Origin of the sequence: Pseudoxanthomonas kalamensis DSM 18571 (genome assembly GCF_010211745.1) — a bacterium.
Classification (GTDB): domain Bacteria; phylum Pseudomonadota; class Gammaproteobacteria; order Xanthomonadales; family Xanthomonadaceae; genus Pseudoxanthomonas_A; species Pseudoxanthomonas_A kalamensis.
The window spans coordinates 306,404-331,582 of record NZ_PDWQ01000001.1; the positions used below are offsets into that span (position 1 = coordinate 306,404).

Consider the following 25,179-nt stretch of genomic DNA (forward strand, 5'->3'; position numbering starts at 1 on the left):
CCGATCAGGGCTTCGGCAGCGGCATCTCGAATTCGTCAGGCGGCTCAGCACCCATCAGATTGCGCACAAAGTAATCCCAGCGCCGCCGCATCACGTAGGCGCCGGTGGCGCCGGTCCCGTAGCCGTGACGGGCGTTGGGAATCATCAGCAGATCGAAGTCCTTGTTGGCCTTGATCAGCGCATCGGCCACCAGCAGGGTCATGTACGGCGGCACGTTGTCGTCCAGCGTGCCATGGATCAGCAGCAGCTTGCCCTGCAGGTTGTGGGCGAACGAGGCGTTGTCCTGCCCGCTGTAATTGCTGCCGCCGTCCTCGCGCGCTTCCCGCAGGCCGTGGTAGCGCTCGGCCCAGTCGTCTTCGTAGGACAGGTTGTCGTGGTTGCCGGATTCGGCGATACCCACCTTGAACACCTCCGGATAACGGAACATCGCCGTCGCCGTCGCATTGCCGCCGCCGCTGTGGCCCCAGATGCCGACCCGTTCGGGATCGATCCACGGATGCCGCGCCGCCAATTGCTTCACCGCCGCCACCTGATCCGGCAAGGTGTTGTCGATCATGTTGCCGTAGTAGGCATCCTGGAAGGATTTGCTGCGCAGCGGCGTGCCCATGCCGTCCAGCGCGATCACCACGAAGCCGAGTTCGGCCAGCGCCTGGTGATCGAGGTGCGCGGCCATGAAGTTGCGTGAGCGCACCGAACCCACCTGCGGGCCCGGATAGATGTAGACGATCAGCGGGTAGCGATTGCCGGGATCGAAGTGGCCGGGCTTGAACATCTGCCCGTACAGGCCGGTCTTGCCGTCGCGCGCCTTGACCGTGAACGACTCCGGCGCCACCCAGCCGGCGGCCTGCAGTCGGGTCAGGTCGGCTTGGGCGATCTGCCGCACCACCCTGCCCTCGGCATCGCGCAGCACGCTGACCGGCGCGCTGGCGATAGTCGAATAGGTATCGACGAAATGCCCGCCGTCCGGACTGGCGACGATGGCGTGGTTGGCGTCTTCCGGGGTCAGCAGCCGGACCTCGCCGTCGTCGATTCCGACCTGATACAGGTGCACGAAATACGGATCGCGGCCGACCTCGCGGCCGACACCGGTAACCCACAGGCGACGGCCGGCCGGGTCCATGCGCACGATCTCGGTGACATTCCATGCGCCGTGAGTGATCTGGCGCTTCTCCTTGCCGCTGGCCAGGTCATGCAGGTACAGATGACCCCAGTCGGATTTCTGGCTGAACCACAGGAATTCGCCGCTTTCCGGCAGATAGCGCCAGTTGATCGGGCCCAGGGTCGGCGCGCTCTGGTACTGCGTGGCCACGGTTTCGGTGTAGACATCGCGCACCGCGCCGCTGGCGGCATCGGCTACCCGCAAGGTCGCGGACTTGTGGCCGCGGTCGGTGCTGACGAAGGCCAGGGTGTTGCCGTCGGCCGCCCACTGCACGTCGGCCCAGCCGTCGTCGCAGACGATGTCGTCGCTGCAGGTGGAGCGGTGCGGGTCCGGCGGCATCTGCAGGCGCACCAGCCGCTTCGGCGCCACCTCGATGATGACGCGCTCGATCAGGATCACGTGTTCGTCGCCGGCCAGCGGATACTTCCACTGCTGCACCTTCGGCTCACCGACGTTGGTCTCCACCAGGGTCATCGTGCTGGTCTGGCGCTGGTCCTGGCGGAAGGTGGCGATCATCGACGAATCCGGCGACCACACCAGGATGGCCTTGTCGCTGTGCTTCCAGCCGGCATTGTCGGTGGCGTAACCGTAGTCGGGTTCGCCATCGGTGGTCAGTTGCGTTTCCGCGCCGCTGTCCAGGTCGCGCAGCCACAGGTTCCAGTCGCGGACGAAGGCTTCGCGACGGCCATCGGGCGAACGCACGCCCGGCTCCCGGCCCCAGGGCTGGCCATCGGCGGTCTTGCGCGACGACTTGCCGATGCAGCCCCGGTCGCCGTCCAGATCGCACAGGTAGTCCTTGCCGCCGGCGGTGATGTCGTAGCGGCCGTCGTCGCGTCGGGTAAACGCGGTCACCGGCAGCTTCCCGGCACGGACCGGCTTGTCGCCGGCATCGCTCAGCGCCTTGGCGAGCTGCGTCTGATCGAAGGCCGGGACGGTTTCCCCACTGGCCACGTCGTGGATCAGGAAGCGGTCGCCGTCGGCATCGTGGTCGATGTACCAGAAGCGCCCCGCATCCAGCCAGGTGATCCGGGTCGCCGCGTGGTCGAGCAGCGGGTTGGCATTCTGCGGGATCAGTTTCGCCGCACGGGCGTAGTCGTCGGCGGTGATCTTCATCGTGTCCTGTGCGGAAGCCTCCAGGGCTAGCAGGCACGCCAGCGCGGCGGCCCATGCGTGGAATCGCGTCATCGGGAAGCATCGATCTGCGTGGGAAACCCTTTCATACTACCCGCTGCCGCCGCACGCGCGGATGCCCACGCCGTCCATTCGCAAGGAGCCCCGCATGTCCACGCCCCCGCCGCTCGCCCCGCAGCATCCGAGCTGGTGGCGGCGCCACTGGAAATGGCTGGTGCCGCTGCTGGCGGCGCTGCTGCTGAGCCTGTTCGCCGCCTTCGTGTTCGGCATCATCAGTCTGGTATTCGGCGCATTGCGCTCGTCCGAGCCCTACCGCCACGCGCTGCAGCGCGCGCAGGCCGATCCTGCGGTGATCGCCGCGCTGGGCGAGCCGATCCGGGCCGGCTGGTTCGTGCAGGGCAGCATGTCCAGCACCGGCGGCGGCGGAAGCGCCGATCTGGCGATCCCGCTGGACGGCAGCAAGGCCGACGCCACCCTGTACGTGACGGCGAAGAAGTCGGCCGGGCGGTGGCGCTACGAGGTGGTGGCGGTCAACGTCGAGGACGGGCCGCGCTTGCTGCTGGAAGGCGGCGAGGCGAAGGACGCCAACACCTGGTGACGGCTCAGGGCTGCGTCGGCTGCGCGCCCGGCGGCACGTAGATGGCCACGCCTGCGGCCTTCTTCTGCGTGGTCGGGATGCCGATGCTGCCGCCGAGCCCGGTATGGCCGCTGTAGTGGCCGCCACCGACCGACAGCCCGACCGGCGATCCGCTGCTGCCGACACCGATCAGCACCACGCCGTTGGCGCCCAGCGCCGCCGCTTCGTTCTTCAGCCGCGCCACTGCGGCGTCGGTCTGGCCCTGGGTACCGAAACCGACCGCACTGGAGGATTCGAGCTGGGCGATTTCCACCGCCCCCGGCGGCACCGCCGTGTACACCTGAACCAGCGCCGGGTCGATCGGCGGCCGGGCCTGGCCCAGCATGACCTTGGAGGTGCCGGCGCAGGCGGTCAGCAACAGCAGCGCGAGCAGCGGCAGGAAATGGCGTGGCTTCATCATGATGTTCCCCCGATCCTTGACCCGTTGGTCCATCTTGCCATGATCCCCCGTCCCGGCTGAATCGCGCCGAACCTGTCCCCGCCCGCTTCCGGGCCCGGGCCCGGAAGCGGCCGCGTTATCATGCGCCACCAAGCAACACGCCCGATGCCTGCATGAGTTTCCCGCCTGACCGCCTGACCGCCGCGCCGCGGCTGGCGGTCGACCACGTCCCCGCCCGCGACCCCGCCGACTGGCTGGCCCGGCCCGACACGCTGGCGGTGTTCGGCTTCGGCGGCGATGCCCCGGCCACGGAGACGCTCGCCGATCCGCGTTACCTGCGCCTGCCGCTGCAGCCGCTCGGTGCGACGGCGCTGGAGGTCTGGCGCGGCAGCGCTGCGGTCGGACACGGCAGCGACGACGGCATCGCCTGGGCCAGCGACGGCGAGTTGCTGTTCGGCCGCCTGCAACTGGCCGAAGCCGGCGACGGCATCCTCGCCGCGGCCGAGCGCGCCTATGCGCGGCTGGCCGGCTTCTGGCGCGCCAGCGCATTCCCGCACGTGCTGCGGATCTGGAACTACTTCGACGCCATCACCGACGGCGAAGGCGACGACGAGCGTTACCGCCAGTTCTGCATCGGTCGCGTGCGCGGGCTGGGCGAAATCGATCCCGGCAGCCTGCCCGCGGCCACCGCCATCGGCTATCGCGACGGCAGCCGCGTGCTGCACGTGTACTGGCTGGCCGCGCGCCGGCCGGGCCAGCCGCTGGAAAACCCGCGTCAGGTCAGCGCCTGGCGCTACCCGCGCCAGTACGGCCCGCAATCGCCCAGCTTCGCCCGCGCGATGCTGCCGCCGGCCGGCACCGACTGGCCGCTGTTCCTGTCCGGCACCGCCAGCATCGTCGGCCACGCCTCGCACCACGCCGGCTCGCTGGCCGCGCAACTGGACGAAACCCTGGCCAACCTCGGCAGCCTGGTCGACGCCGCCCGCGTTGCGCGTCCGGCACTGCCGCCGCAACTGGACGCCTCGTCGCGACTGAAGATCTACCTGCGCGATGCGGCCGACGCCGACGCCCTGCAGGCGCTGCTGGCCAAACGCCTGCCCGCCGACCTGCCGCGCCTGATCCTGCAGGCCGACGTCTGCCGCCGCGAACTGCAGGTGGAAATCGAAGGCATGCATGGGGTTATAGTGGCGCCCTGAATCACATTCGCGGGGAACCGGGCAATGGGGCTTGTCAGTCTGATCTGGGGCGTGGTGGCCATCGTGCTGATGGTGCTGGCGCTGATTCCGCTGCTGGGCTGGGCCAACTGGCTGGTGATCCCGTTCGCCGCCATCGGCGCGATCATCGCCGCGATCGGCATCATGCTTTCCGAAGCCGGCAAGAACGGCCGCGCCAAGACCGGCCTGCTGCTCAACGGCATCGTCATCGTGGTCGGCATCGTCCGCCTGAGCATCGGCGGCGGCATCATCTGAACCTGCGGCCGCGATGGCGGCCAGCGTATCATTGCTCCGTCATCTGGAGCACTGCATGAGTTATCCCTACACCCGGATGCGGCGCATGCGCCGCGACGAATTTTCCCGCCGGCTGATGCGCGAGCACGTGCTGACGGCGAACGACCTGATCTACCCGGTGTTCGTGCACGAGCTGGACGGCTGCGCACCGGTGCCGTCGATGCCGGGCGTCGAGCGACTGTCGATCGACGGCCTGCTGCGCGTCGGCGAACGTGCGCTGGAACTGGGCGTGCCGGTGCTGGACCTGTTCGGCGTGCCCGATCCCGCGGCCAAGACCGCCGACGGCGCCGCGGCCTGGGACGAGAACGGCATCATCCAGCGTGCGATCCGCGCGCTGAAGTCGCGCTTCCCGGAACTGGGGGTGATGACCGACCAGGCGCTCGACCCCTACACCACCCACGGCCAGGACGGGCTGATCGACGCCGACGGCTACATTCTCAACGATGAGACCATCGAGGCGCTGGTGAAGCAGTCGCTGTCGCACGCCGAGGCCGGCGCCGACATCCTTTCGCCCAGCGACATGATGGACGGCCGCATCGGTGCGATCCGCGAGGCACTGGAAGCCGCCGGCCACGTCAACACCCGGATCATGGCCTATTCGGCCAAGTACGCCTCGGCCTTCTACGGCCCGTTCCGCAGCGCGGTCGGCAGCGCCGGCAACCTCGGCAAAGGCAACAAGTTCACCTACCAGATGGACCCGGCCAACAGCGACGAGGCGCTGCGCGAAATCGCGCTGGACCTGGAGGAAGGCGCCGACATGGTGATGGTCAAGCCGGGGATGCCGTACCTGGACGTGATCCGGCGGGTCAAGGACGAGTTCCGGGTGCCGACCTACGCCTACCAGGTCAGCGGCGAGTACGCGATGCTGAAGGCCGCGGCCGCCAACGGCTGGCTGGACGAGCAGGCCTGCGCGCTGGAAGCGCTGACCGCCTTCAAGCGCGCCGGCGCCGACGGCGTGCTGACCTATTTCGCGCTGGATGCGGCGCGCTGGCTGAAGGACGCCTAGTCCACCGCCCCCGGATTTTTTCGAACACAGGAGTTCCCATGAGCCGCTACGCCGTCTTCGGCCACCCGATCGCCCACTCGCTGTCGCCGCGCATCCATGCCGCCTTCGGCGAGCAGACCGGCATCGAATTGAGTTACACCGCCATCGATGCCGACGTGGCCGGCCTGGGTGCAGCGCTGCAGCGGTTCGTCGCCGACGGCGGTGTCGGCGCCAACCTCACCCTGCCGTTGAAGCAGGCCGCGCTGGCGCTGTGCGCGCAGCTCGGCGAGCGGGCGCAGCGCGCCGGTTCGGTCAACACGCTGAGCCTGCGCGACGGCCAGTGGCACGGCGACAACACCGACGGCACTGGCCTGGTGCGCGACCTGACCGGACGCCACGGCCTGGACCTGCGCGGACGCCGCACCCTGCTGCTGGGCGCCGGCGGCGTCGGTCGCGGGGTGGCGCCGGCGCTGCTGGACGCCGGTATCGCCGAGCTGATCGTGGTCAACCGGACCCCCGAACGCGCCGACGCTCTGGTCGATGCGCTGGGCGAGCCCGGTCGCGCGCATTCGCGCTACTGGGCCGACCTGGACCAGCAGGGCGACTTCGACCTGGTGATCAACGCGACCTCGGCCGCGCGCGGCGGCGACGTGCTGGATTTCAAACTGCCGACCCTGCTGACCACCGCGCGCACGGCCGCGGTCGACCTGAATTACGGCGAGGCGGCGATCCCGTTCCTGGCCTGGGCGCGCGCATCCGGCTGCCGCGCCGCCATCGACGGCCTGGGCATGCTGGTGGAGCAGGCGGCGGGCAGTTTCGAGCTGTGGCACGGCCTGCGCCCGGATACCGACCCGGTGTACGCGATGCTGCGCCAACACGACGCGTCCCTGCACAGTGCGGACTGAATGATGGACATGTCCTTCGTCACCCAGATGCTGAGCATACTGCTGTTTCGGCTACCCGAATTGCTGGTCTGCGCCGGCGGCCTGGTTCTGTTGTGGATGTCGCCGAGGACTGCCGCGGGGCGGTCGTCGGCGATGACCGGCCTGTGGCTTCTGCTGGGTGCCGATCTGGCAGGCATGACGCTGACGACTGTGCAGACCTGGTTCGTTTACGCCCACTCCGACGACATGAATGTCTCCCGGTGGTTCACGGCTGTTTCGGCGGGACACATGTTGCTGACGCTGGTTTCCGCCGCCGGACTGGCCCTGCTGGCCTGGGGCGCGGCCAAGGCGATGCGGCGGACGCATTCCGCTCCCGCTTCCGCTACGTGAAGCGCTACAGCAGCCCGTCACGCTTGACCGCCAGATAGCGTTCCACCAGCGCCGCCGGCAATTCCTCGCAGGTCACGTCCAGCACCATCACCCGATGGCTGCGCAGCGCTTCGTGCGCGGCCTTGCGCTGTTCCAGGTAGCGCGCCACCGCGCCGGCGCGGATCGCGCCGGACAGGTCGTGCACGTCTTCGTCCAGCGCCTCGTCCAGCGCGCGTTCGCGCAGGCTGGCCACGCACACCAGGTGCCGGCGTTGCAGCAGGCGCACCGCCGCCAGCAGGTCCTCGATGTCCTCGTCGCGCACGTTGGTCGCCAGCATCACCAGCGCGCGCCGGCGCTGGCGCAGCGACAGTTCCGAGGCTGCGGCCAGATAGTCGGTGGCCACCGCCTGCGGTTGCAGGTCGTAGCTGGCCCGCAGCAGGGTGTCGATCGCGCCCATGCCGCGTTGCGGCGCGACCCAGCGGCTGTCGCCGCCGCTGGCCATCAGCCCGGCGGCGTCGCCCTGGCGCAGCGCCAGGTAGGACACCACCAGCGAGGCGTTGAGCACGTGGTCGAAGTGGGCCAGTTCGCCTTCGCGGGCCAGCATCCGCCGGCCTGTGTCGATCAGCATCACCAGTTGCTGGTTCTTCTCGTCCTGGTATTCGCGCGAGATCAGCTTGCGCGCGCGCGCGGTGGCTTTCCAGTCGATCTGGCGCAGGCTGTCGCCGACCCGGTATTCGCGCATCTGGTGGAAGTCGGTGCCTTCGCCGCGCCGCCGCTTCAGGTGCGCACCGACCAGCCGCGAGGCCTGTTCCGCGCTGAACAGCGCGAAGCGCGTCAGCGGCGCGAAATCGGGATACACGCGCACCGTCTGCGGCGCCCCGGCCAGCCGCGTCTGCCGCCACAGCCGCCACGGCGAATGCAGGCGCAGCTGCACGCCGTCGAAGCTCGCATCGCCGCGCATGTTCGGGCGCAGGCGATAGCTGAATTCGCTGGCGGTGGCCGGCAGCAGCGACAGCGTGCGCGGCAGGCCCTGCGACGGCCAGCCGCCAGGATGCAGGTCGAACACGTCGACCCGTTGCCGCCGCAATGATGACTCGATCCGCAGGCCGACCTCGCGCTCGACGCCCAGCGGCAGTGCATCGGGCAGCTGCCGGCTCGCCTGCGGGGTTTCCCGCGCGCGCAGGCGCAGGGCATCGATAGTCAGCAGCGCGAGCAGCGCGGCGCCGGCCAGCCACCATGCCGACGCCGGCACGCCGAGCGGCAGCAGCGCGGTCAGGCCGGACAGGCCCCACAACGCCAGCAACACGATCAGCGCAGGCGCGGGCCTCATTTACGCGGCGCTTCCACCTTGGCCAGTAGCGCGCGCAGCGCATCGTCCGGGCTCTGTCCTTCGATCTGCAACTCCGGCGACAACATGATGCGATGGCGCAGCGCCGGGGTGGCGATGTCGTGGACGTCGTCGGGGGTAACGAAGTCGCGCCCCTGCAGCACCGCCTGCGCACGCGCCGCGCGCGCCAGCGCGATGCTGCCGCGCGGACCGGCGCCGAGCGAGATCCCCGGCCATTTGCGGGTAGCCGCGACAATCCGCACCGCGTAGTCCAGCACCTGCGCATCCACCGTTACCGCCGCGGTGCCGCGCTGCAGGGCGAGGATGCCGTCGGCGTCCATTACCCGCCGCACTGCGGACAGGTCGAAATCGCTGGCGCTGCGCCCGGTGGTCACCGCTTCGACCATCTGCTTCTCCTCGTCCAGGCTCGGATAGTCGATCAGCACCTTCAGCAGGAAGCGGTCCAGTTGCGCCTCGGGCAATGGGTACGTGCCTTCCTGCTCGACCGGGTTCTGGGTGGCCAGGGTCATGAACGGCTGCGCCAGCTCGAACGCCTTGCCTTCGATCGTCACCTGCCCTTCCTGCATCACCTCCAGCAATGCCGACTGGGTCTTGGCCGGGGCGCGGTTGATCTCGTCGGCCAGCAGCAGGTGGGTGAACACCGGGCCGCGGCGGATCTTGAAGCTTTCGGTCTTGGGGTCGTACACCGCATGGCCGCTGACATCGCTGGGCATCAGGTCGGGGGTGAACTGCACGCGCGCGTAGTTCAGCTCAAGCGCCTGCGCCAGCGCGCGCACCAGCAGGGTCTTGCCGAGGCCGGGCACGCCTTCGATCAGCACGTGGCCGGCACACAGCAGGGCGATCAGCACCTGGTCCAGCACCTCGGGCTGGCCGATGAAGGCGTGGGAAACTTCGTCGCGGATCTGCGCCACGCGTTCGGCCAGCGCTTCACCGGCCAGCACCGGCGTCGGGGTGGAATCGTTCGGGCTCATAGCTGTCTTCTCAGTCGGATCAAGGTGGAAATGCGGTCGCGGAACGCGCCGGTATCGTGCGAAGCCGGCGCCTGCAGGGCATCGCGCAACGAGGCCGCCGGCACCTGCAGGCGCGCGGCGATCGCTTCGGCCTGGGCGTCGCCGTCCAGCGCGGCGGCGAGCGGGTCGCGGCGGCGCAGCCTGGACAGGAAGGCCTGGCGCACGGCGGCGTACAGCAGCGCGCGCTTGTTGTAGCGGAACAGGTGCTCGCCGCTGGCGCGCACGTGCTCCAGCAGCGAACGGCGTTCGCCGGGCGGCGGCGGCAGGGCGGGGCCGAATCGCTGCGAACGCATCCACAGCCAGGCCAGCAGCGCCAGCGCCAACGGCAGCCAGATCCGCCAGCCGCGCTCGAACAGGCTGCGGAACAGCGACGGCATCTGCGCGGCATAGACCAGGTGCATGGTGCCCTTGCCGTAGTTCGGTGCCAGCACCTGCCGGGTCAGCGCGCGATGCGGACCATCGTGCAGGCCGCCATCGACACCGGTGCCGCCGAACAGGCCTCCACCGGCGCGGCGGTTGGACAGGAAATCGAAACCGGACAGCACGTCGACACGGCCATCGCCGTGCGCCAGCCGAGCGTACACGTAGCCGTCGCCGAGATTGCCCCACGACAGCTCCGGCACCACGTCGTCGAAGCTGAAGCGTGCCTTGCCGCAGAACTCGATGTGGTGGTCCTCGCCCTCGACCTGGAACGACATGCAGTCGGTGCTGCCGCCGGCGTCGTGACCCTTCACGAACAAGCCCAGCGTTTCGAACAGCGCCGGGGTCAGGCTGTCCTGCCAGCCTTTCAGGTCGGGCGTGCGCACGATCAGGTGACCGCCGCCGGCCACCCAGTCCAGCAGCCGTTGCGCATCCGGCGGCGACAGGCTGCGCGGGTCGTTGAGCAGCAGCACGGTGTCGCCCGGCTGCAGCGGATGCGCGGCCAGGTTCAGGCGTTGGCGCGAATCGACCCTGACCCCGTCGGCCTGCAGCGCCAGCTTCAGCGCATACAGCGGGTTGTACGCCGCTTCGCCGCGCGGCGGCAGATCCAGCTCGTGCTCGACCCGGTGGAAGTTGTGCAGGAACCAGGCTGCGGCCACCGTGACCACCAGCAGGGCCACGAACAGGATCAGGCCGCCGCGCGCACCTTTGATCGATGCACCCTTGACCGACGCGCTCACGCCGCCCACCCGTAACGCTGCTGCAACTGGCCGAGCAACGCTTCGAATTCGGCCTCGTCCGGCAGCCGGCGGGCGTAGGCGGCGTATTGCCACACCCGCACCATCCGCGCGAACAGGCTGCGATCCTCGCCGTCGGGCATCCGCCGCGACGCGCGCAGGCATTCGGATTCGGTCGCGCCCGGCGGCAGGCTGACCCCGGCGCGGGCGACCATGGCATCGACGCTGGCGCGATACAACAGGGCCAGCGCGTGCCGCGGCTTGCCCTCGGCCCACAGCCGGCGCGCGGCGGCGGCGACGTTTTCCGGCAATGCATCCGGCAGCGGCAGGGTTTCCACCGTCGCCGGCGCTTCGACCGCCTTGCCGCGCTTGAAGGTGCCACGCATCCACGGCAGCCAGTGCCGCGCGGTCACCACCAGCACGACGACTGCGATCGCCAGCAGGATCCACAGCCCCCATTCGCCAATGAAGGCGAACAGCTTGCCCATCCATTCCAGCCACGGCGGCAGCGGCATCTGCTTCGGCGCCTCGGCTTCGGTGCCGTCGGGCTTGCGTTCCCAGCGCGTCAGCTTGCGTTTGCCGTTGAGCAGCGGATCGGCATAGGCCTGTTCGACCGCCTTGCGGAAGGCCGTGTCGTCGACCCGTTGCTCGCCAAACACCTCCGGCAAGATCGGCGCCTGCGGGGCGTCTTCGTCTTCGCCGTCATCCGCGTCGACAACCTCGACTGCGGCCTGCGCGGCCGGCGGCGGGGTGTCGCGCTCCTGCGCCTGCGCGGCCGGAACGGCCAGCCCCGCGCCGACGGCCAGCGACAGCAGCAGCACGATCGGCGCGGCGGCCGTACGCAATCGCTGGCGCAGGCGACGGAAGGCGATTTCCACGTCCCAGGCCTCGATCTGGGTGCGCCGGTTGAGGTACAGGCCGAAGCCGGCGCCGACGTAGTACGGCTCGACCAGGGTCATCCCCAGCCAGCACAGCGCGTTCCAGCCGATCTTCGCCCACCACGGTGTCTGCTCGTTGATCAGCGCCCAGCCGGCGCGCACCGTCTCCGGCAGGTATTCCACCGGCACGAACATGAAGATGGTGGCGACGCCGCCCAGCACCAGCATCGCCTCGAACGCGGCGCAGATCATCGTCAGCAGTACCGCATTGCCGTAGACCGCGCCGCCCAGCACCCGGCGGCGATCGCGCAGACGCGCGCCGTCAACGCCTTCCAGCAGATCGATCGGCAGGTACAGCGAACGCGCCGGACCCAGCCGGCGCCAGGTCAGGAAGCCGAGCATCCGCTTCCAGCCCCAGCCACGCTGCGCGGCCAGGGTTTCGCGCACCGACGGCACCGCGCCGAAGGTCGCGCGCGAAATCACGTACAGCGGGATGCGGTCGAACACCGGCTTCAGCCACCACATCAGCAGGCCGGCCAGGCCGAGCAGGTCCAGCGCCCAGCCGGCGGCGTTCAGCAGCACGAACACCGGCAGCGTCAGCCACAGCCACGGCTTCCACACCGCGCCGGCATGGCGACGGACCAGGGCGGTGCCCAGTTCGACCGCCTCCCACGGCGATCGCGCGCGCAGGCGCACGGTCAGCTGGTCCAGCCGCATCAGCCGGCCGCCTCCGCCAGCGCCTGGGCCTGGCGACCGCCGCGCCACAGCCACGCCAGCACCAAGCTCCACAGCACCGCCGACACCCCGTACTTGACCGGCGCCGGGATCGAGCCGATCGACGACCAGAATGCTTCGATGAAGGCGGCGACCAGCAGCATCGCCACCACCCCCAGGCACAGTCGGGCGCCCTTGATGCCGCCTTCGACCAGCGCATCGATGCGCCGGCGCCGCCCCGGCGCCAGCAGCTTCAGTCCCAATTGCAGGCCGGCGCCGCCGGCGATCACGATCGCGGTCAGCTCGAACGGCGCATGCCCGCAGACGAAGCGCCACAACGGATCGCCGTAACCGATCTGCTGCAGGTGGCCGAACACCGCGCCGATGGTGACGCCGTTGTAGAACAGCACCAGCACCGTGCCGATTCCGGCCAGCAGGCCGCTGGCGAAAGTGCGCAGGCCGATGCTGATGTTGTTCATGATGTACACGCCGAACATGGTCCAGTCGCTGCCGCTTTCGCGGCCCAGCTTGTGCATCTCGTTGGCCGGGTCGTACATCTGCTCCATGGTCGCGACCTGCATCGGGTCCATCACCCCGTAGATCAGCTCGGGACGCCATTGCAACAGCACGAACATCGCCAGCAGCGGCACCGCAAACAGCGCGGTCGCCGCCCACATGCAGCCGGCTTCGCTGCGTACCAGCCGCGGGAAGTCGGCCAGCAGGAATTCGGCGGCGCGGCGCCAGCGCGGCGGCGGCGTGCGGTACAGCAGGTTGTGGCCGCGCTGCATCAGCGCCTGCAGTCGCGCGGTCACCACCGGGCTGTAGCCACGGCGGCGAGCCAGCGCCAGTTGCTGGCACAGGCGGCGGTAGCGTTGCGGCACCTGATCGTCGCCCAGCAACGCATGGCTGCGCTCCTCGCGGGCACGGCGGGCGTCACCGCGGGTTTCCAGCCAATGCTCGAAGGCCTGCCATTCGGCCTGGTAGCGGGCGACGAACTGTTCCTGTCTCATCGCCGCCCCAGCAGCCAGTTGGCCATGCCGTACAGGCGCAGCACGCCGGCCTGACCGCGCGCGGCGGTCAGCGGCTCGACGATGTCGGCCAGCTCGGCCTGGCGTTCGCGGGTCAGCAGCGGTGCGCGCTCGCCGAAGGCGACGATGGCCGCCTGTTCCTCCGGCTGCAGTCCGGTCGGCGGCGCCAGCACCGCATTGGCCGGCGCGGCAGCGTGTTCGCGCTCGCGTTCGTTGTGCACGACCAGGGTGCCGGCGACCATGTCGCCGAGCCGGCGCCCGTAAGGGTCGAACAAGCAGGCCAGCAGGCCCAGCGCGTAGCCGAACGGCAGCATATCGACCGTGCGCAGCAGGTTGCGGGTGATCGCCGGCAGCCAGCCGACCGGCGCGCCGTCCTTGCCGACCACCCGCAGTGACATCGCCTTCTTGCCGACGGTCTGCCCGTCCCAGACCGCTTCCAGCACGATCGGATAGGCCCAGTACACCAGGAACAACACGATCAGGTTCAGCCCCTTGCCCATGCCGCCGAGCATGCCCAGCACCATGCCGGTCGCCATCAGGATGCCGAGGCGGATGGCGAAATCGATGCTCCACGCCAGCGCGCGCGGCACCGGGCCGGCCGCCGGCAGGTGCAGGGCGACGCCTTCGGGGGTGACGACTTCGCGATAGGTGTCCAGCATCAGGCGAAGGTTCCGTGACCGGGCCAGATGCGGGCCAACCGTGGATGCGCATGCCTTCCCTGCGCGCGCGAACTGCGCTGTTGCAACGACCTGCACTCCCGTGTGCGTCCCCAGCCACGACTTTACCCCGCCGCTGTTCTGCTCGCTACACTTCGCGGCCATGTCGTCCGATGTTTTTCCCTGCCGCAGCGGCTGCGGCGCCTGTTGCATCGCGCCGTCGATCGCCTCGCCGATTCCCGGCATGCCGAACGGCAAACCGGCCGGCGTGCGCTGCGTGCAACTGGACGATGCGATGCGATGCCGGTTGTTCGGTCGGCCGGAACGCCCGGCCTTCTGCATCCGCCTGCGCCCCGGCCCCGACATGTGCGGCCGCGACCGCGACGAAGCGATGTCCCTGCTGTCAGCGCTGGAAACGGCGACGCAGCCGTAGCCCGACCCGATCAGCCGCCGTAGCGGCCGATGTCCAGCCCCTCGCCGTCGATCGCCGGCGTACGCCCGCCGACCAGGTCGGCCAGATAACTGCCCGAGCCGCAGGCCATGGTCCAGCCCAGGGTGCCGTGGCCGGTGTTGGTGTACAGGTTGCGGTAGCGGGTCGCGCCGATCACCGGCGTGCCGTCCGGGGTGGCCGGTCGCAACCCGGTCCAGAACTCGGCTTGCGACAGCTCGCCGCCACGCGGGTACAGCTGGTTCACCACCTGTTCCAGGGTCTGCCTTCGGCGCGGCGACAGCGACAGGTCGAAACCGGATACCTCGGCCATGCCGCCGACGCGGATGCGTCGGTCGAAACGGGTGATGGCGACCTTGTAGCTCTCGTCCAGCACCGTCGATACCGGGGCCATGGTTTCGTCGGTGACCGGGATCGTCAGCGAATAGCCCTTCAGCGGATACACCGGCAGGCGCAGTCCCAGCGGCGCGAGCATCTGCGGCGAATGGCTGCCCAACGCCAGCACGTAGCGGTCGGCGCTTTCGCGCTTGCCGTCGATGCGCACGCCGACGACGCGCTGGCCGTCATGCTCCAGCGCCTCGATGGTCCGGCCGTGGCGAAATTCGACGCCGGCCGCTTCGGCCAGTGCGGCCAGCCGCTGGGTGAACAGGTGGCAGTCGCCGGTCTGGTCGTTGGGCGTGCGCAAGGCGCCGGCGAAGCGGGTCGGCGCGGCGGCCAGCGCCGGCTCGTGGCGGGCGATGCCGGCCGCGTCCAGCAGTTCGTGCGGCACGCCCATCCGTTCCAGCACGGCGACATCGGCGGCGGCGGCGTCCAGCTGCGCCTGGGTACGGAACAGTTGCAGGGTGCCGAGCTGGCGGCCTTCGTAGTCGATCCCGGTCTCGGCGCGCAATGCGTCCAGGCACTGCCGGCTGTATTCGCACACGCGCACCATCCGCGCCTTGTTGACCGCATAGCGGCCGGCGGTGCAGTTGCGCAGCATCTGCAGCATCCAGCGGTACTGCAGCGGATCGGCGGTCGGCCAGATCGCAAGCGGCGCGTGGCGCTGGAACAGCCACTTCAGCGCCTTCAGCGGGATGCCCGGTGCCGCCCACGGGGCAACGTAGCCGAACGACAGTTGGCCGGCATTGCCGTAACTGGTTTCCAGCGCGGCCGTCGGCTGGCGATCGACCACGACCACGTCGAATCCGGCGCGGGCCAGATACCAGGCACTGGTCGTGCCGATCACGCCGCCACCAAGAACCATCACCCGCATCGCGCACCCCACAGGACATTTCCCTGCCAAGGGAAAGAATCCCCGCCCTGCAGGCAAGTATATGGACGAAAGCTCAGGAACATTCGCCAATATGCAACCAGTTTCCAGTGATAATTCCCGCCGTGACCCACGAATACAGGAATCGCCTATGCGCCCGCGCGCCTTGGACAAGATCGACCGCAGGATCCTGCGCATCCTGCAGCAGGAAGGACGCATCTCGTTCACCGAACTGGGCGAGCGGGTCGGGCTGTCCACCACCCCCTGCACCGAGCGCGTGCGCTGGCTGGAACGCGAGGGCGTGATCACCGGCTACCACGCGCGACTGGACCCGCAGCGGTTGCAGGCCGGCCTGCTGGTGTTCGTCGAAATCAGCCTGGCCTACAAGTCCGGCGACATCTTCGAGGAATTCCGCCGCGCCGCGATGAAGTTGCCCAACGTGCTGGAATGCCACCTGGTCAGCGGTGACTTCGACTACCTGATCAAGGCGCGGATCGACGAGATGGCCGCCTACCGCACGCTGCTGGGCAGCTCGCTGCTGACCATGCCGCACGTGCGCGAGTCAAAAAGCTACATCGTGATGGAAGAGGTCAAGGAAACCCTGAGCCTGCCGGTGGCGGACTGAACGCCTGAATCAAGCCGATCCTCGAAGCTGGTTCGGGTTGAATGAATGTTAGGTACCGTTGTCGGCAACCTCAACCACTTCTTGTACAAATCGCTTTGTGTTCTCCTGCCAATCGCGAACCTGATTTACCGAAATGCTTTGAACACGAGCATTGCCGGTGCCTACCGCGTGATTACGGTCCATTTGGTGCACGATTTGGTGACGACGAGCCATGCACTTGGCTAGCTTTGGATAGAAATGATCAAATTGCGCGCTTTCGATTCCGACCATTCTCAGGTTGCTACAGACATCTTGGATACCATTTAGGTTCATCTGGTCGACGTAGGCGTCAATCGAATCGCGGATGATGTTGTGGACAAACTGCCCCTCATAGGGGAGAAGGTCACCGAGTAAGAATGACTTGGCGCGCTGATTCGCAGGCATTCCGACTAGTGGCACTAAATTTAGCGATTCGCGACTGCCAGACGGAAGCTTCCAGAGAAATAGATTGCGAAACACCTCCTCTAGAGCACTGTGCAGAAAGACAACGGCAGCTCGTAGTGGGTCAGCAGATTTTGCATCCCGTCGCCCTTGCCGCCGAGTGCTTTGGGATGCCTCGTAGACTGCGACCAGATTACTTACTCGATTGTTGTTCTGGTGGAACTCAGAAAGTGTGTAATCTTTCATTATTCATCCCAGCGAAATTACAACCATGACACCTAACACATGAGTTAAGCCGGCCCGCTGAGCGGGCACGGATTGAATAAATTATTAGACGCGGCCCTCAAGGGACTCGAACTATTCGCATGATTTTCGCAGGTGACTCGGGCTGCCCTGCAGGTGGCTCTGTCTTTGAACCGTGAGGCGGGTTCAAGAAAAATTGTGCCCCACACTTGCCGCATGACGAAGGATTGTCACAACTAGATCCGACTCGACCACTCTGGTAAACGAACAATACAGGGTGGCCACACTCTGAGCAGTTCCATGCGACGTTATTTCCGTCGGCATGTACGGCGCCAGGCTCAAACTTTGAATTGCGGAATGTCCAGCCCATAAACTTAGCGCCTAACTAGCCTTAAACCGCATCCAAGTAACGATCCTTCAACCGCACATAATGCTGGGCTGAATACAGCAGACCCTCGATCTGCTCGGGCGTCAGCTTGCGCACGAAGCGTGCCGGGTTGCCCAGCCACAGTTCGCCTTCGCCGACCGTCTTGCCTGGACCGACCACTGCGCCGGCACCGACGAAGCCGTTCTTTTCCACCACCGCGCCGTCGAGCACGATCGCGCCCATACCGATCAGGCTGGCGTCGCCGATGGTGCAGGCGTGGATCAGCGCCTTATGGCCGATGGTGACGTCCTCGCCGATGAGGGTGGCGAAACCGCCCAGCCGCGAGTGCGGACCGTCGTGGCTGACGTGGATGACGGTGCCGTCCTGCACGTTGCTGCGCGCGCCGATGCGGATGTAGTTGACGTCGCCGCGCACCACGCAGGCCGGCCAGATCGACACGTCGTCGCCCAGCACCACGTCGCCGATCACGGTGGCCGCCGGGTCGACGTAGACGCGCTGGCCCAGGGTGGGAAGCCGGCCAAGATAGGGGCGCAGCGAGGTCAGGTCCGCATTCATGCCGCCATTGTAGTGCGCCGGCCCGCGCCGGCGCGTCTACACTCGCGGCATGAACACCGCTGCCACGACCGCCGCCAACGCCACGCTGACCGCGGCCAATGCCGCCTCGGGGCAAACACGGCCTGCGGCGGGTGGGCCCGCGCCGCAAGGCGAAACCGCCGTGCCCGAACTGCGGCCCACGCTCGAGCGCCTGCGCGCGGCCTGGCAGGCGCGCAAGCCCGACCTGCAACAGCGCCGCGACGACCTGCAGCGCCTGCGCGACGCGCTGAAGCGGCGCATGGACGAAATGGCGTCGGTGGTGGCCGCCGACTTCGGCCACCGCTCGCTGCACGAAACCCGCATCGCCGACGGCATGACCGTGCTGACCGAGATCGACCACCTGCGCAAGCACCTGCGCGGCTGGATGAGGCCACGTCGGGTCGGCGTCGGCTGGCGCTTCTGGCCGGCGCGCGCCGAAGTGCGACCCGAGCCGGTCGGCGTGGTCGGGGTGATCGCGCCGTGGAATTACCCGGTCAACCTGGCGCTGATTCCGCTCGCCACCGCCATCGCCGCCGGCAACCACGTCTACCTGAAGCCGTCCGAGCACACCCCGCGCACCACCGAGTTCCTGCGTGAGCTGCTGGCCGAAGTGTTCCCCGCCGACCGCGTCGCCGTGGCCAGCGGCGGCGCCGAGATCGGCTCGGCCTTCGCCGCACTGCCGTTCGACCATCTGGTCTTTACCGGCTCCACCGCGGTCGGTCGCAAGGTGATGGCCGCCGCCGCCGCCCACCTGACCCCGCTGACGCTGGAGCTGGGCGGCAAGTCGCCGGCCATCGTCTGCGACGACTATCCGCTGGAGCAGGCCACCGCGCGCCTGGCCACCGGCAAGTGGTTCAACTGCGGGCAGACCTGCATCGCCCCGGATTACGTGCTGATCAATCGATCACGCCGCGACGCCTTCGTCGAAGCCCTGCGCCAGCAGGCCCTCGCCCGCTACGGCGACCTGTCCGACCCGGCCGACTACACCCGCGTGGTCAACGATGGCCAGTACGCACGCCTGCAGGGTTACCTGGACGATGCGCAAGCGCGTGGCCTGAACGTGCTGACCCTGGCCGGCCGTGCCGATCCCGCGCAACGGCTGCTGCCGCCGACCGTGGTGCTGGACCCGGGCGACGATGCCCGCGTCATGCAGGAGGAGATCTTCGGCCCGATCCTGCCGGTGATCGGGGTGGACTCGCTGGACGCGGCAATCGACTACGTCAACGCCCACGACCGGCCGCTGGCGCTGTATCCCTTCAGCCACCGGCGCGAGCAGGTCGAACAGATCCTACAGCGCACCCTGGCCGGCGGCGTCACCGTCAACGACAGCCTGCTGCACTTCGGCATCAACGCGCTGCCGTTCGGCGGCATTGGCCCCAGCGGCATGGGTGCCTATCACGGCCGGATCGGCTTCGACTCGATGAGCAAGCTGCTGCCGATCCTGTGGCAACCGCGCCGCGCCGGCAGCGACATGCTCAAGCCGCCGTACACGAAAGTGGCCAGGTTCATCGATTTCCTGGTGCGCTGAACACGCAGCGGAACGTCCGCTTCCTCAGCGCAGGTCGCCGTGATCGTGATCGTGGCCATCCAGCGGCAGGTCCGGGTGCCACAGTTCATGGCTGTCCACGCGCACGCGCAAGCCGGCTTCCAGTGCGCCGATTCGCGCGGTCGCCTCATCCAGCGCTGCCTGGCGCTGGTTGCGCTGCGACAGCAGGTATTCGCCCAGATCGCTTTCGCCGAGTTCCCAGGCCCGGCGCGCGCGCGCGCTGGCCGCCTCCTGCGCCTGCAGCGCGCGCTGCTGCGCCTGCCATTGCGCCAGCGCCGCATCGGCCGCGCGGGTGGTCATCCACGCCTCCTGTTCGACCATCCGGCGCACGCCGTCGGCCTCGACCTCGGCTGCGGTGGCATTGGCCGCTTCGCCGTCGGCCACGGCGCTGCGGTAGCGGCTGCCGATCGGCACGCTGAGCACCAGGCCGATGCTGCGCTCCATGCCGCCGCGTTCGTCCATGACTCGCAAGCCCAGGCTGGGATCGGGACGGCGATCGGCGCGTGCGCGGTCGGCCTGCGCGCGCTGGCGCAGGGCGTCCTCGCGGGCGATGCCGATCTCGTGGCTGCGCTCGACGATCAGCTGCCGCCAGGCTTCACTGCCACCGGGCAGCGGCTGCGGCTCGGGCAGGGCCGGCAACCGCGCGGGCACCGGCAGTTGCGGGAATTCGCCGGCCAGCGCCTGTCGCGCCGCCGCCGCCGCCGCTTCGGCGACGATCGCCTGCGCCTGCAGCCGGGCCAGCTCGGCTTCGAACAGGTCCAGCTGGCGCTGTGCGACATCGCCCAGCGCCAGCCGCCGCGCCAATGCGTCGCGCTCGCGTTGCAACAACTGCTGCTGCCGATCGAGTTCAGCCCATGTCCGACCGGTCCGCAACCAGTCCATCCACAACACCAGCAGGCGTCGCGCGGCCTGGTGCTCGGCATCGTCCAGGCGCAGGTCGGCGCCGGTGGACAGGTGGCCGCCAATCTCGCGGTCCAGTCGCGCCTTGCCGGGCAGGCGGATGCGCCGGCTGAGCTGCGCCTCCCATTCGTTGAAATCGCCCTCGTGGTCGGTATTGCGCCGCTGCGGAATCAGCAATGCCTCGAACTCGTTGCTGCCCGCACCCAATGCCCGCGCGCCGGCGCCGGCGGCATCGACCCGGGCGGCGGCGGCGCGCACTTCCGGTCGCGCCAGCAGGGCCGGGCCGATCAGTTCGTCCGGCGGCAGGTAGTCCTGCGCCTGCAGCACCGGCGGCAACACGGCCAGCAGAGCCGCGGCGAAACGGCAGGCGCGCTTCATGCCAGCCTCCCGCCGTCCAGCACCGGCTCCACCCACCACTGCACCTCGGGCGCAGCGATCCGCGCGCGCAACGCCGACAGCACGTGCTCGAGCTGATCGTGCTCGATCACCACCCACAGCACGCGGCGCTCGACCCGGCCACGCACCTGTTCGCCGGCCGAGGCATGGGCGAAGTTGCTGCTGTGCCCTTCGGCATGCAGCAGGGTGAAGCCCGGCAGGGTCGGGTCGGCGATCATCGCCTCGGTCACGACGTCTTCAAGGCCGGGCGGGAAAACCAGGTTCAGGCGGACACGGGCGGTCATGCGTCGGCCCTCCGGACGGGGGCGGCCATCGGCGTCGGCGCCGGTTCATGTCCATAGCGCCGATACAGCACCGGCAGCAGCAGCAAGGTCAGCGCGGTGGACGAGACCAGCCCGCCGATCACCACGATCGCCAGCGGGCGCTGGATTTCCGAACCGGGACCGGAGGCCAGCAGCAGCGGCACCAGGCCGAAAGCGGCGATGGTGGCGGTCATCAGCACCGGGCGCAGTCGCCGCCAGGCGCCCTCGCGCACCACCCGCTCCATCGGCAGGCCCTGCGCATGCAACTGGTTGAAATGGGACACCAGCACCAGACCGTTGAGCACGGCGATACCGAGCAGGGCGATGAATCCCACCGAGGCCGGCACCGACAGGTACTGGCCGGACAGCCACAGGGCGAGAATGCCGCCGACCAGCGCGAACGGCACGTTGCCCAGGATCAGCAGCGCCTGTCGCACCGATCCGAAGGTCATGAACAGCACCACGAAGATCAGCCCCAGCGCCACCGGCACCACCAGACCCAGGCGGGCGGCGGCGCGCTGCTGGTTCTCGAACTGCCCGCCCCACGCCAGCCGATAACCCGGCGGCAACGGCACCTCGCGGGCCACCGCGGCGCGCGCCTCCTCGACGAAGCCGACCAGGTCGCGGCCGCGCACGTTGGACTGGATCAGGGCAAAGCGCGAGCCGTTCTCGCGATTGACCCGCACCGGGCCGGAAGTCGGGGCAATGCGCGCCAACGTGCTCAGCGGCACTTCGCCCTCGTCGCCGCGGGCAATGCGCAGGTCGGAGAAGCGTTCCACCGAACCGCGAACCTGCGCGTCGCCGCGGACCAGGATCGGAGTCCGCTTGTCCGGCTCGATCACCGTGCCGGCCGGGACCCCCTCCAGCTGCGCGCGCAGTTCGTCCTGCACATCGGTCACCGCCAGCCCGGCGCGGCCGGCCGCCTGCGCATCGACCTTGACCTGCAGGTACTGCACGCCATCGGTGGCCTGGGTCAGCACGTCCTGCGCACCGGGCGTGCGTTCGATCACCGCGGCGATGCGCTCGGCCAGGTCGCCCAGCACGTTCAGGTCCGGGCCGAAGATCTTGATCGCCACGTCGCCGCGGCTGCCGGTCAGCATTTCCGACACCCGCATCTCGATCGGCTGGGTGAAGCCGAACTCGACACCGGGGAAGTCGTCCATCACCTCGCGGATCCGGTCGGTCAGCCATTGCTTGTCGGACTTGCGCCACTCGTTGCGCGGCTTCAATTCCATGAACAGGTCGGTTTCGTTCAAGCCCATCGGATCCAGACCCAGCTCGTCGGAGCCGACCCGGCCGATGCTGTGGCGCACCTCCGGCACCTTTTCGGCAATCGCGCGCTCCACCGCCAGATCGATCTGCAACGATGGCTCCAGCGCGATCGACGCCGGCTTCTGCAACTGCAGCAGGATGTCGCCCTCGTCCATGGTCGGCATGAAGGTCTTGCCGGTACCCAGATAAGCCAGCACGCCCAGCAGCAGGGCCGCTCCGGCCAGCGACAACGCCGCGGCCGGCCGCGCCAGCGCCGTCTCCAGCAATGGCCGGTACAGGCGGTCGAGCTGACGCATCAGCCACGGTTCGCGGTGCGCGTGTTCCTTCAGCAGCAGCGACGCCAGCACCGGCACCATGGTCAGCGACAGCAGCAGCGACACGCCAAGGGCAAACACGATGGTCAGCGCCACCGGTGCGAACAGCTTGCCTTCCAGCCCCTGCAGGGTCAGTAGCGGCATGAAGGTCAGGCAGATGATCAGGATGCCGGCAGCGACCGGGGTGGCGACTTCGCGCGCGGCGGCATAGACCCGGTGCACGCGCGGCAGCTGCGCGCTGCCGGCATCCGGATCGAGCCGGCTGACCGCATTCTCGACCACCACCACCGCCGCATCGACCAGCATGCCGATGGCGATGGCCAGCCCGCCCAGGCTCATCAGGTTGGCGCTCATTCCGGTCAGCCGCATCAGCAGGAAGGTGCCCAGCGCGGCCAGCGGCAGCATCAACGCCACCACCAGCGCGGCACGGAATTCACCTAGGAACAACAGCAGCAGGATCACCACCAGCACGGTGGCCTCGAGCAGCGCGTGCTCGACCGTGCTGACCGCACGGCCGATCAGCACGCTGCGGTCGTAGAACGGCACCACCTTCACCCCCGGCGGCAGGCTGGGCGCCAGTTCGTCCAGGCGCGCGCGGATGGACTTGACCAGGGTCGAGGCATCGGCGCCGCGCAGGGCGACGACGATGCCTTCCACCGCCTCGCCGCGGCCGTCGCGGCTGACCGCGCCATAGCGGGTCAGCGCCTCGGTGCGTACCTGTGCCACGTCGCCAAGCCGTACCGGTGCCGCGCCATTGCCGCCGCTGCGGATCACCACCGCGGCCAGGTCCTCGGGGACGCGGATGGCGCCTTCGGTACGCACGATCAGGGCTTCCTCGCCGGCATCGAGGCGGCCGGCGCCATCGTTGCGATTATTGCGCTCGACGGCATCGACCACATCGCGAAAATGCAGGCCCAGCGTCGCCAGGCGCGCGCGGTCGGGAATCACCACGAAGCTGCGCGCCTGCCCACCCAGCACGTTGACGTCGGCCACTCCCGGCAGGGTGCGCAGGGCCGGGCGCAGGGTCCAGTCGAGCAGGGTCCGGCGTTCGGCCAGGCTCAGGTCGCCGCCTTCGATGGTGAACATGAACACGTCCGACAGCGGCGTGGAAATCGGCGCCAGCCCGCCCCCGACATCGCCCGGCAGGCTGCCGGCGACGTTGGCGTAGCGCTCGGCCACCTGCTGGCGCGCCCAGTAGATGTCGGTGCCCTCGGCAAAGTCGAGGGTCATGTCGGCGATGGCGTACTTGGCGGTGGATCGCAGCATGGTGCCTTGCGGCACGCCCAGCAGTTCCATCTCCAGCGGCGCGATCACCCGCGATTCGACTTCCTCCGGCGTCATCCCCGGCGCCTTCAGGATCAGCTTGACCTGGGCCGGGGAGATGTTCGGATAGGCATCGATGGGCAAGCGCAGGAAGGCGACCACGCCGGCACCGGCCAGGGCGGCGGCGGCCAGCAACACCAACACGCGCTGGCGCAACGAGAATTCGATCAGGCGCGAAAGCATCGGCGGCTCACTCCATCGCTGCCGCGGGCACCAGCGACTTCAGCAGCACGGTGCCACGGGTGACCACGCGGGCCTCGGCATCCAGTCCCGTCGCCTGGACCACGCTCACGCTGTCGTCGCCGCCAAGCAGGGCCTGCACCGGCACCGCCCTCACCCGCCGGCCATCGATGCGATACAGCACGTGTCCGTCACCGGCCGGCAGCAGGGCAGCGGTCGGTACCGTCCAGGCCGCCTCGGGGGCCGGCAACCACAGGCTGGCGCTGAACTGCTGTCCCGGCAGGTAGCGGGCAGCATCGCCGTCCACGCGCGCCCGCAAGCGCAGGCTCTGGCTGGCGACATCGGTATCGGCACCGACCGCGACCACTGCGGCGTGGCTGCCATCGGGCAGATCCACCCTCAATCCCGGCGCCAGCAGGGCACGAACCCGCACCGGCACCGCCAGTTCGATATCCAGCGGACCGGGCTCGGCGACGACGAAGGCCGGCTGCAGCGCCTCCACCGCCTGCCCCGGACCGATTTTCCGTCGCAGCACCCGGCCGTCCATCGGCGCCAGCAGCGCGTATTCGCCCGCCTGTCCACCGGCCACCGGCCGCACCTGCGCCAATGCGCCTTCGGCTTGCCGGCGCGCCGCTTCCGCGGCGGCGGCGCGGGCCCGGCTCTGTTCGTTGCGCGAAGCAGAAATGATGCCCTCGGCCAGCAACGCGGCGTCGCGGCGCGCCTGGCGCACGGCCGCATCGGCTTCGCCGCGCGCGCGCGCGGCATCGGCCTGCGCCATCAGCAGTTCGCGGCTCTGGATGCGCGCCAGCGGCTCGCCACGATGCACCGTTGCGCCTTCGTCCACCAGGATCCGGGTCACCACGCCGGCATAGGGCACCACTGCCTGCGCACTGGCATCCAGCGGCGCATTGGCCTGCGCCGACAAACCCGGCAGCGGAATGCTTTCGGCCGCCGTTACCGGCGCGCTTTCGATGCCCTGGTTGCGAAGCTGGGTATCGCTCAGTTCAAAGCTGCCGTCATCGGCAAGCGAAGACCGGGTCTCCGTCTGCGATGGGGCCTCGCCACCCGGCCACAACCACCAGGCCAGCAGCACGAGGGTCGCCAGCGCGATGACCAGGCCGACCGTGCGCTTGCGCAACAAGGGAAGGATGCTCATC

Annotated in this window: 24 protein-coding genes; 9 read left to right on the forward strand and 15 right to left on the reverse strand. The window is 68.9% G+C overall.

Annotated features, from left to right (window positions below; all coding sequences use genetic code 11):
- Positions 1–4: 4 nt before the first annotated feature.
- The gene (locus CSC70_RS01375) at positions 5–2,344 is read right to left on the reverse strand and encodes a S9 family peptidase (protein ID WP_162454842.1); all 2,340 of its coding nucleotides are present in this window, start codon (positions 2,342–2,344) and stop codon (positions 5–7) included.
- 94 nt (positions 2,345–2,438) lie between these two features.
- Here CSC70_RS01375 and CSC70_RS01380 point away from each other — a divergent pair, with 94 nt between their 5' ends.
- Positions 2,439–2,888: a cytochrome c oxidase assembly factor Coa1 family protein gene (locus CSC70_RS01380; RefSeq protein ID WP_162454843.1), complete on the forward strand. Its 450-nt coding sequence runs from the start codon at positions 2,439–2,441 to the stop codon at positions 2,886–2,888.
- Positions 2,889–2,892: 4 nt separating this feature from the next.
- Here CSC70_RS01380 and CSC70_RS01385 read toward each other — a convergent pair whose 3' ends face one another.
- On the reverse strand, positions 2,893–3,324 hold the full coding sequence (locus CSC70_RS01385) for a DUF4156 domain-containing protein (protein ID WP_162455313.1): 432 nt from the start codon (positions 3,322–3,324) through the stop codon (positions 2,893–2,895).
- 155 nt (positions 3,325–3,479) lie between these two features.
- On the opposite strand from CSC70_RS01385, the gene CSC70_RS01390 reads away from it, so the two are divergent.
- Genes CSC70_RS01390 through CSC70_RS01410 form a run of 5 tightly spaced genes read left to right on the forward strand, consistent with a single transcriptional unit; the run spans position 3,480 to position 7,073 of the window.
- A complete protein-coding gene (locus tag CSC70_RS01390; protein WP_162454844.1) occupies positions 3,480–4,502 on the forward strand; it encodes a chorismate transformation FkbO/Hyg5 family protein in 1,023 nt (340 codons plus the stop codon).
- 24 nt (positions 4,503–4,526) lie between these two features.
- Positions 4,527–4,775, forward strand: a complete 249-nt coding sequence (locus CSC70_RS01395; RefSeq protein ID WP_162454845.1) for a hypothetical protein — start codon at positions 4,527–4,529, stop codon at positions 4,773–4,775.
- A 55-nt stretch (positions 4,776–4,830) separates the two neighbouring features.
- Positions 4,831–5,820, forward strand: coding sequence for a porphobilinogen synthase (gene hemB, locus CSC70_RS01400; protein WP_162454846.1), 990 nt, complete (start codon positions 4,831–4,833; stop codon positions 5,818–5,820).
- A gap of 38 nt (positions 5,821–5,858) precedes the next feature.
- A complete protein-coding gene (aroE, locus tag CSC70_RS01405) occupies positions 5,859–6,704 on the forward strand; it encodes a shikimate dehydrogenase (protein WP_162454847.1) in 846 nt (281 codons plus the stop codon).
- 9 nt (positions 6,705–6,713) lie between these two features.
- Complete coding sequence (locus CSC70_RS01410) at positions 6,714–7,073, forward strand: hypothetical protein (protein WP_162454848.1); 360 nt, start codon at positions 6,714–6,716, stop codon at positions 7,071–7,073.
- Between the two features lie 4 nt (positions 7,074–7,077).
- On the opposite strand, the gene CSC70_RS01415 is transcribed toward CSC70_RS01410, so the two are convergent.
- Genes CSC70_RS01415 through CSC70_RS01440 form a run of 6 tightly spaced genes read right to left on the reverse strand, consistent with a single transcriptional unit; the run spans position 7,078 to position 13,846 of the window.
- The gene (locus CSC70_RS01415) at positions 7,078–8,382 is read right to left on the reverse strand and encodes a DUF58 domain-containing protein (RefSeq protein WP_162454849.1); all 1,305 of its coding nucleotides are present in this window, start codon (positions 8,380–8,382) and stop codon (positions 7,078–7,080) included.
- Complete coding sequence (locus CSC70_RS01420; RefSeq protein ID WP_162454850.1) at positions 8,379–9,371, reverse strand: AAA family ATPase; 993 nt, start codon at positions 9,369–9,371, stop codon at positions 8,379–8,381. Before CSC70_RS01420 ends, CSC70_RS01415 begins: the two co-directional genes overlap by 4 nt.
- Positions 9,368–10,570 (reverse strand): DUF4350 domain-containing protein, encoded by a 1,203-nt coding sequence (locus tag CSC70_RS01425; RefSeq protein ID WP_246189285.1) that lies wholly within the window; start codon positions 10,568–10,570, stop codon positions 9,368–9,370. Before CSC70_RS01425 ends, CSC70_RS01420 begins: the two co-directional genes overlap by 4 nt.
- Positions 10,567–12,162 carry a DUF4129 domain-containing protein gene (locus tag CSC70_RS01430; protein ID WP_162454851.1) on the reverse strand — a complete coding sequence of 532 codons (1,596 nt, stop codon included), beginning with the start codon at positions 12,160–12,162 and terminating at the stop codon, positions 10,567–10,569. The genes CSC70_RS01425 and CSC70_RS01430 overlap by 4 nt, the downstream gene beginning before the upstream one ends.
- Positions 12,162–13,169: a stage II sporulation protein M gene (locus CSC70_RS01435; RefSeq protein ID WP_162454852.1), complete on the reverse strand. Its 1,008-nt coding sequence runs from the start codon at positions 13,167–13,169 to the stop codon at positions 12,162–12,164. Before CSC70_RS01435 ends, CSC70_RS01430 begins: the two co-directional genes overlap by 1 nt.
- Positions 13,166–13,846 (reverse strand): RDD family protein, encoded by a 681-nt coding sequence (locus tag CSC70_RS01440; protein ID WP_162454853.1) that lies wholly within the window; start codon positions 13,844–13,846, stop codon positions 13,166–13,168. The genes CSC70_RS01435 and CSC70_RS01440 overlap by 4 nt, the downstream gene beginning before the upstream one ends.
- Before the next feature lie 160 nt (positions 13,847–14,006).
- On the opposite strand from CSC70_RS01440, the gene CSC70_RS01445 reads away from it, so the two are divergent.
- Entirely contained in the window at positions 14,007–14,276 is a 270-nt protein-coding gene (locus tag CSC70_RS01445) for a YkgJ family cysteine cluster protein (protein WP_162455315.1), read from the forward strand.
- Between the two features lie 10 nt (positions 14,277–14,286).
- Here CSC70_RS01445 and CSC70_RS01450 read toward each other — a convergent pair whose 3' ends face one another.
- Positions 14,287–15,543 (reverse strand): D-amino acid dehydrogenase, encoded by a 1,257-nt coding sequence (locus tag CSC70_RS01450; RefSeq protein WP_246189286.1) that lies wholly within the window; start codon positions 15,541–15,543, stop codon positions 14,287–14,289.
- A gap of 148 nt (positions 15,544–15,691) precedes the next feature.
- On the opposite strand from CSC70_RS01450, the gene CSC70_RS01455 reads away from it, so the two are divergent.
- On the forward strand, positions 15,692–16,165 hold the full coding sequence (locus CSC70_RS01455; RefSeq protein ID WP_162454855.1) for a winged helix-turn-helix transcriptional regulator: 474 nt from the start codon (positions 15,692–15,694) through the stop codon (positions 16,163–16,165).
- A gap of 48 nt (positions 16,166–16,213) precedes the next feature.
- Here CSC70_RS01455 and CSC70_RS01460 read toward each other — a convergent pair whose 3' ends face one another.
- A complete protein-coding gene (locus tag CSC70_RS01460; protein ID WP_162454856.1) occupies positions 16,214–16,831 on the reverse strand; it encodes a hypothetical protein in 618 nt (205 codons plus the stop codon).
- Between the two features lie 388 nt (positions 16,832–17,219).
- Positions 17,220–17,759 (reverse strand): gamma carbonic anhydrase family protein, encoded by a 540-nt coding sequence (locus CSC70_RS01465; protein ID WP_162455316.1) that lies wholly within the window; start codon positions 17,757–17,759, stop codon positions 17,220–17,222.
- 61 nt (positions 17,760–17,820) lie between these two features.
- Between CSC70_RS01465 and CSC70_RS01470 the strand changes: the two genes are divergently transcribed.
- The gene (locus CSC70_RS01470) at positions 17,821–19,317 is read left to right on the forward strand and encodes a coniferyl aldehyde dehydrogenase (RefSeq protein WP_162454857.1); all 1,497 of its coding nucleotides are present in this window, start codon (positions 17,821–17,823) and stop codon (positions 19,315–19,317) included.
- 24 nt (positions 19,318–19,341) lie between these two features.
- Here CSC70_RS01470 and CSC70_RS01475 read toward each other — a convergent pair whose 3' ends face one another.
- Genes CSC70_RS01475 through CSC70_RS01490 form a run of 4 tightly spaced genes read right to left on the reverse strand, consistent with a single transcriptional unit; the run spans position 19,342 to position 25,178 of the window.
- Positions 19,342–20,613, reverse strand: coding sequence for a TolC family protein (locus CSC70_RS01475; RefSeq protein ID WP_162454858.1), 1,272 nt, complete (start codon positions 20,611–20,613; stop codon positions 19,342–19,344).
- Positions 20,610–20,915, reverse strand: a complete 306-nt coding sequence (locus CSC70_RS01480; protein ID WP_162454859.1) for a DUF3240 family protein — start codon at positions 20,913–20,915, stop codon at positions 20,610–20,612. The genes CSC70_RS01475 and CSC70_RS01480 overlap by 4 nt, the downstream gene beginning before the upstream one ends.
- Positions 20,912–24,025 carry an efflux RND transporter permease subunit gene (locus CSC70_RS01485; protein WP_162454860.1) on the reverse strand — a complete coding sequence of 1,038 codons (3,114 nt, stop codon included), beginning with the start codon at positions 24,023–24,025 and terminating at the stop codon, positions 20,912–20,914. Before CSC70_RS01485 ends, CSC70_RS01480 begins: the two co-directional genes overlap by 4 nt.
- A gap of 7 nt (positions 24,026–24,032) precedes the next feature.
- Complete coding sequence (locus CSC70_RS01490; protein WP_162454861.1) at positions 24,033–25,178, reverse strand: efflux RND transporter periplasmic adaptor subunit; 1,146 nt, start codon at positions 25,176–25,178, stop codon at positions 24,033–24,035.
- Position 25,179 lies beyond the last annotated feature (1 nt).

Bases quoted from the DNA above. Each gene is read 5' to 3' on its own strand.
- CSC70_RS01435 (WP_162454852.1), bottom strand. From the start codon at position 13,169: ATGAGACAGGAACAGTTCGTCGCCCGCTACCAGGCCGAATGGCAGGCC.
- CSC70_RS01385 (WP_162455313.1), bottom strand. From the start codon at position 3,324: ATGAAGCCACGCCATTTCCTGCCGCTGCTCGCGCTGCTGTTGCTGACC.
- CSC70_RS01375 (WP_162454842.1), bottom strand. From the start codon at position 2,344: ATGACGCGATTCCACGCATGGGCCGCCGCGCTGGCGTGCCTGCTAGCC.
- CSC70_RS01410 (WP_162454848.1), top strand. From the start codon at position 6,714: ATGTCCTTCGTCACCCAGATGCTGAGCATACTGCTGTTTCGGCTACCC.
- CSC70_RS01470 (WP_162454857.1), top strand. From the start codon at position 17,821: ATGAACACCGCTGCCACGACCGCCGCCAACGCCACGCTGACCGCGGCC.
- aroE (WP_162454847.1), top strand. From the start codon at position 5,859: ATGAGCCGCTACGCCGTCTTCGGCCACCCGATCGCCCACTCGCTGTCG.
- CSC70_RS01415 (WP_162454849.1), bottom strand. From the start codon at position 8,382: ATGAGGCCCGCGCCTGCGCTGATCGTGTTGCTGGCGTTGTGGGGCCTG.
- CSC70_RS01380 (WP_162454843.1), top strand. From the start codon at position 2,439: ATGTCCACGCCCCCGCCGCTCGCCCCGCAGCATCCGAGCTGGTGGCGG.
- CSC70_RS01430 (WP_162454851.1), bottom strand. From the start codon at position 12,162: ATGCGGCTGGACCAGCTGACCGTGCGCCTGCGCGCGCGATCGCCGTGG.
- CSC70_RS01480 (WP_162454859.1), bottom strand. From the start codon at position 20,915: ATGACCGCCCGTGTCCGCCTGAACCTGGTTTTCCCGCCCGGCCTTGAA.
- CSC70_RS01490 (WP_162454861.1), bottom strand. From the start codon at position 25,178: ATGAGCATCCTTCCCTTGTTGCGCAAGCGCACGGTCGGCCTGGTCATC.
- CSC70_RS01450 (WP_246189286.1), bottom strand. From the start codon at position 15,543: ATGCGGGTGATGGTTCTTGGTGGCGGCGTGATCGGCACGACCAGTGCC.
- CSC70_RS01390 (WP_162454844.1), top strand. From the start codon at position 3,480: ATGAGTTTCCCGCCTGACCGCCTGACCGCCGCGCCGCGGCTGGCGGTC.
- CSC70_RS01460 (WP_162454856.1), bottom strand. From the start codon at position 16,831: ATGAAAGATTACACACTTTCTGAGTTCCACCAGAACAACAATCGAGTA.
- CSC70_RS01440 (WP_162454853.1), bottom strand. From the start codon at position 13,846: ATGCTGGACACCTATCGCGAAGTCGTCACCCCCGAAGGCGTCGCCCTG.
- CSC70_RS01475 (WP_162454858.1), bottom strand. From the start codon at position 20,613: ATGAAGCGCGCCTGCCGTTTCGCCGCGGCTCTGCTGGCCGTGTTGCCG.
- CSC70_RS01485 (WP_162454860.1), bottom strand. From the start codon at position 24,025: ATGCTTTCGCGCCTGATCGAATTCTCGTTGCGCCAGCGCGTGTTGGTG.
- hemB (WP_162454846.1), top strand. From the start codon at position 4,831: ATGAGTTATCCCTACACCCGGATGCGGCGCATGCGCCGCGACGAATTT.
- CSC70_RS01420 (WP_162454850.1), bottom strand. From the start codon at position 9,371: ATGAGCCCGAACGATTCCACCCCGACGCCGGTGCTGGCCGGTGAAGCG.
- CSC70_RS01395 (WP_162454845.1), top strand. From the start codon at position 4,527: ATGGGGCTTGTCAGTCTGATCTGGGGCGTGGTGGCCATCGTGCTGATG.
- CSC70_RS01445 (WP_162455315.1), top strand. From the start codon at position 14,007: ATGTCGTCCGATGTTTTTCCCTGCCGCAGCGGCTGCGGCGCCTGTTGC.
- CSC70_RS01455 (WP_162454855.1), top strand. From the start codon at position 15,692: ATGCGCCCGCGCGCCTTGGACAAGATCGACCGCAGGATCCTGCGCATC.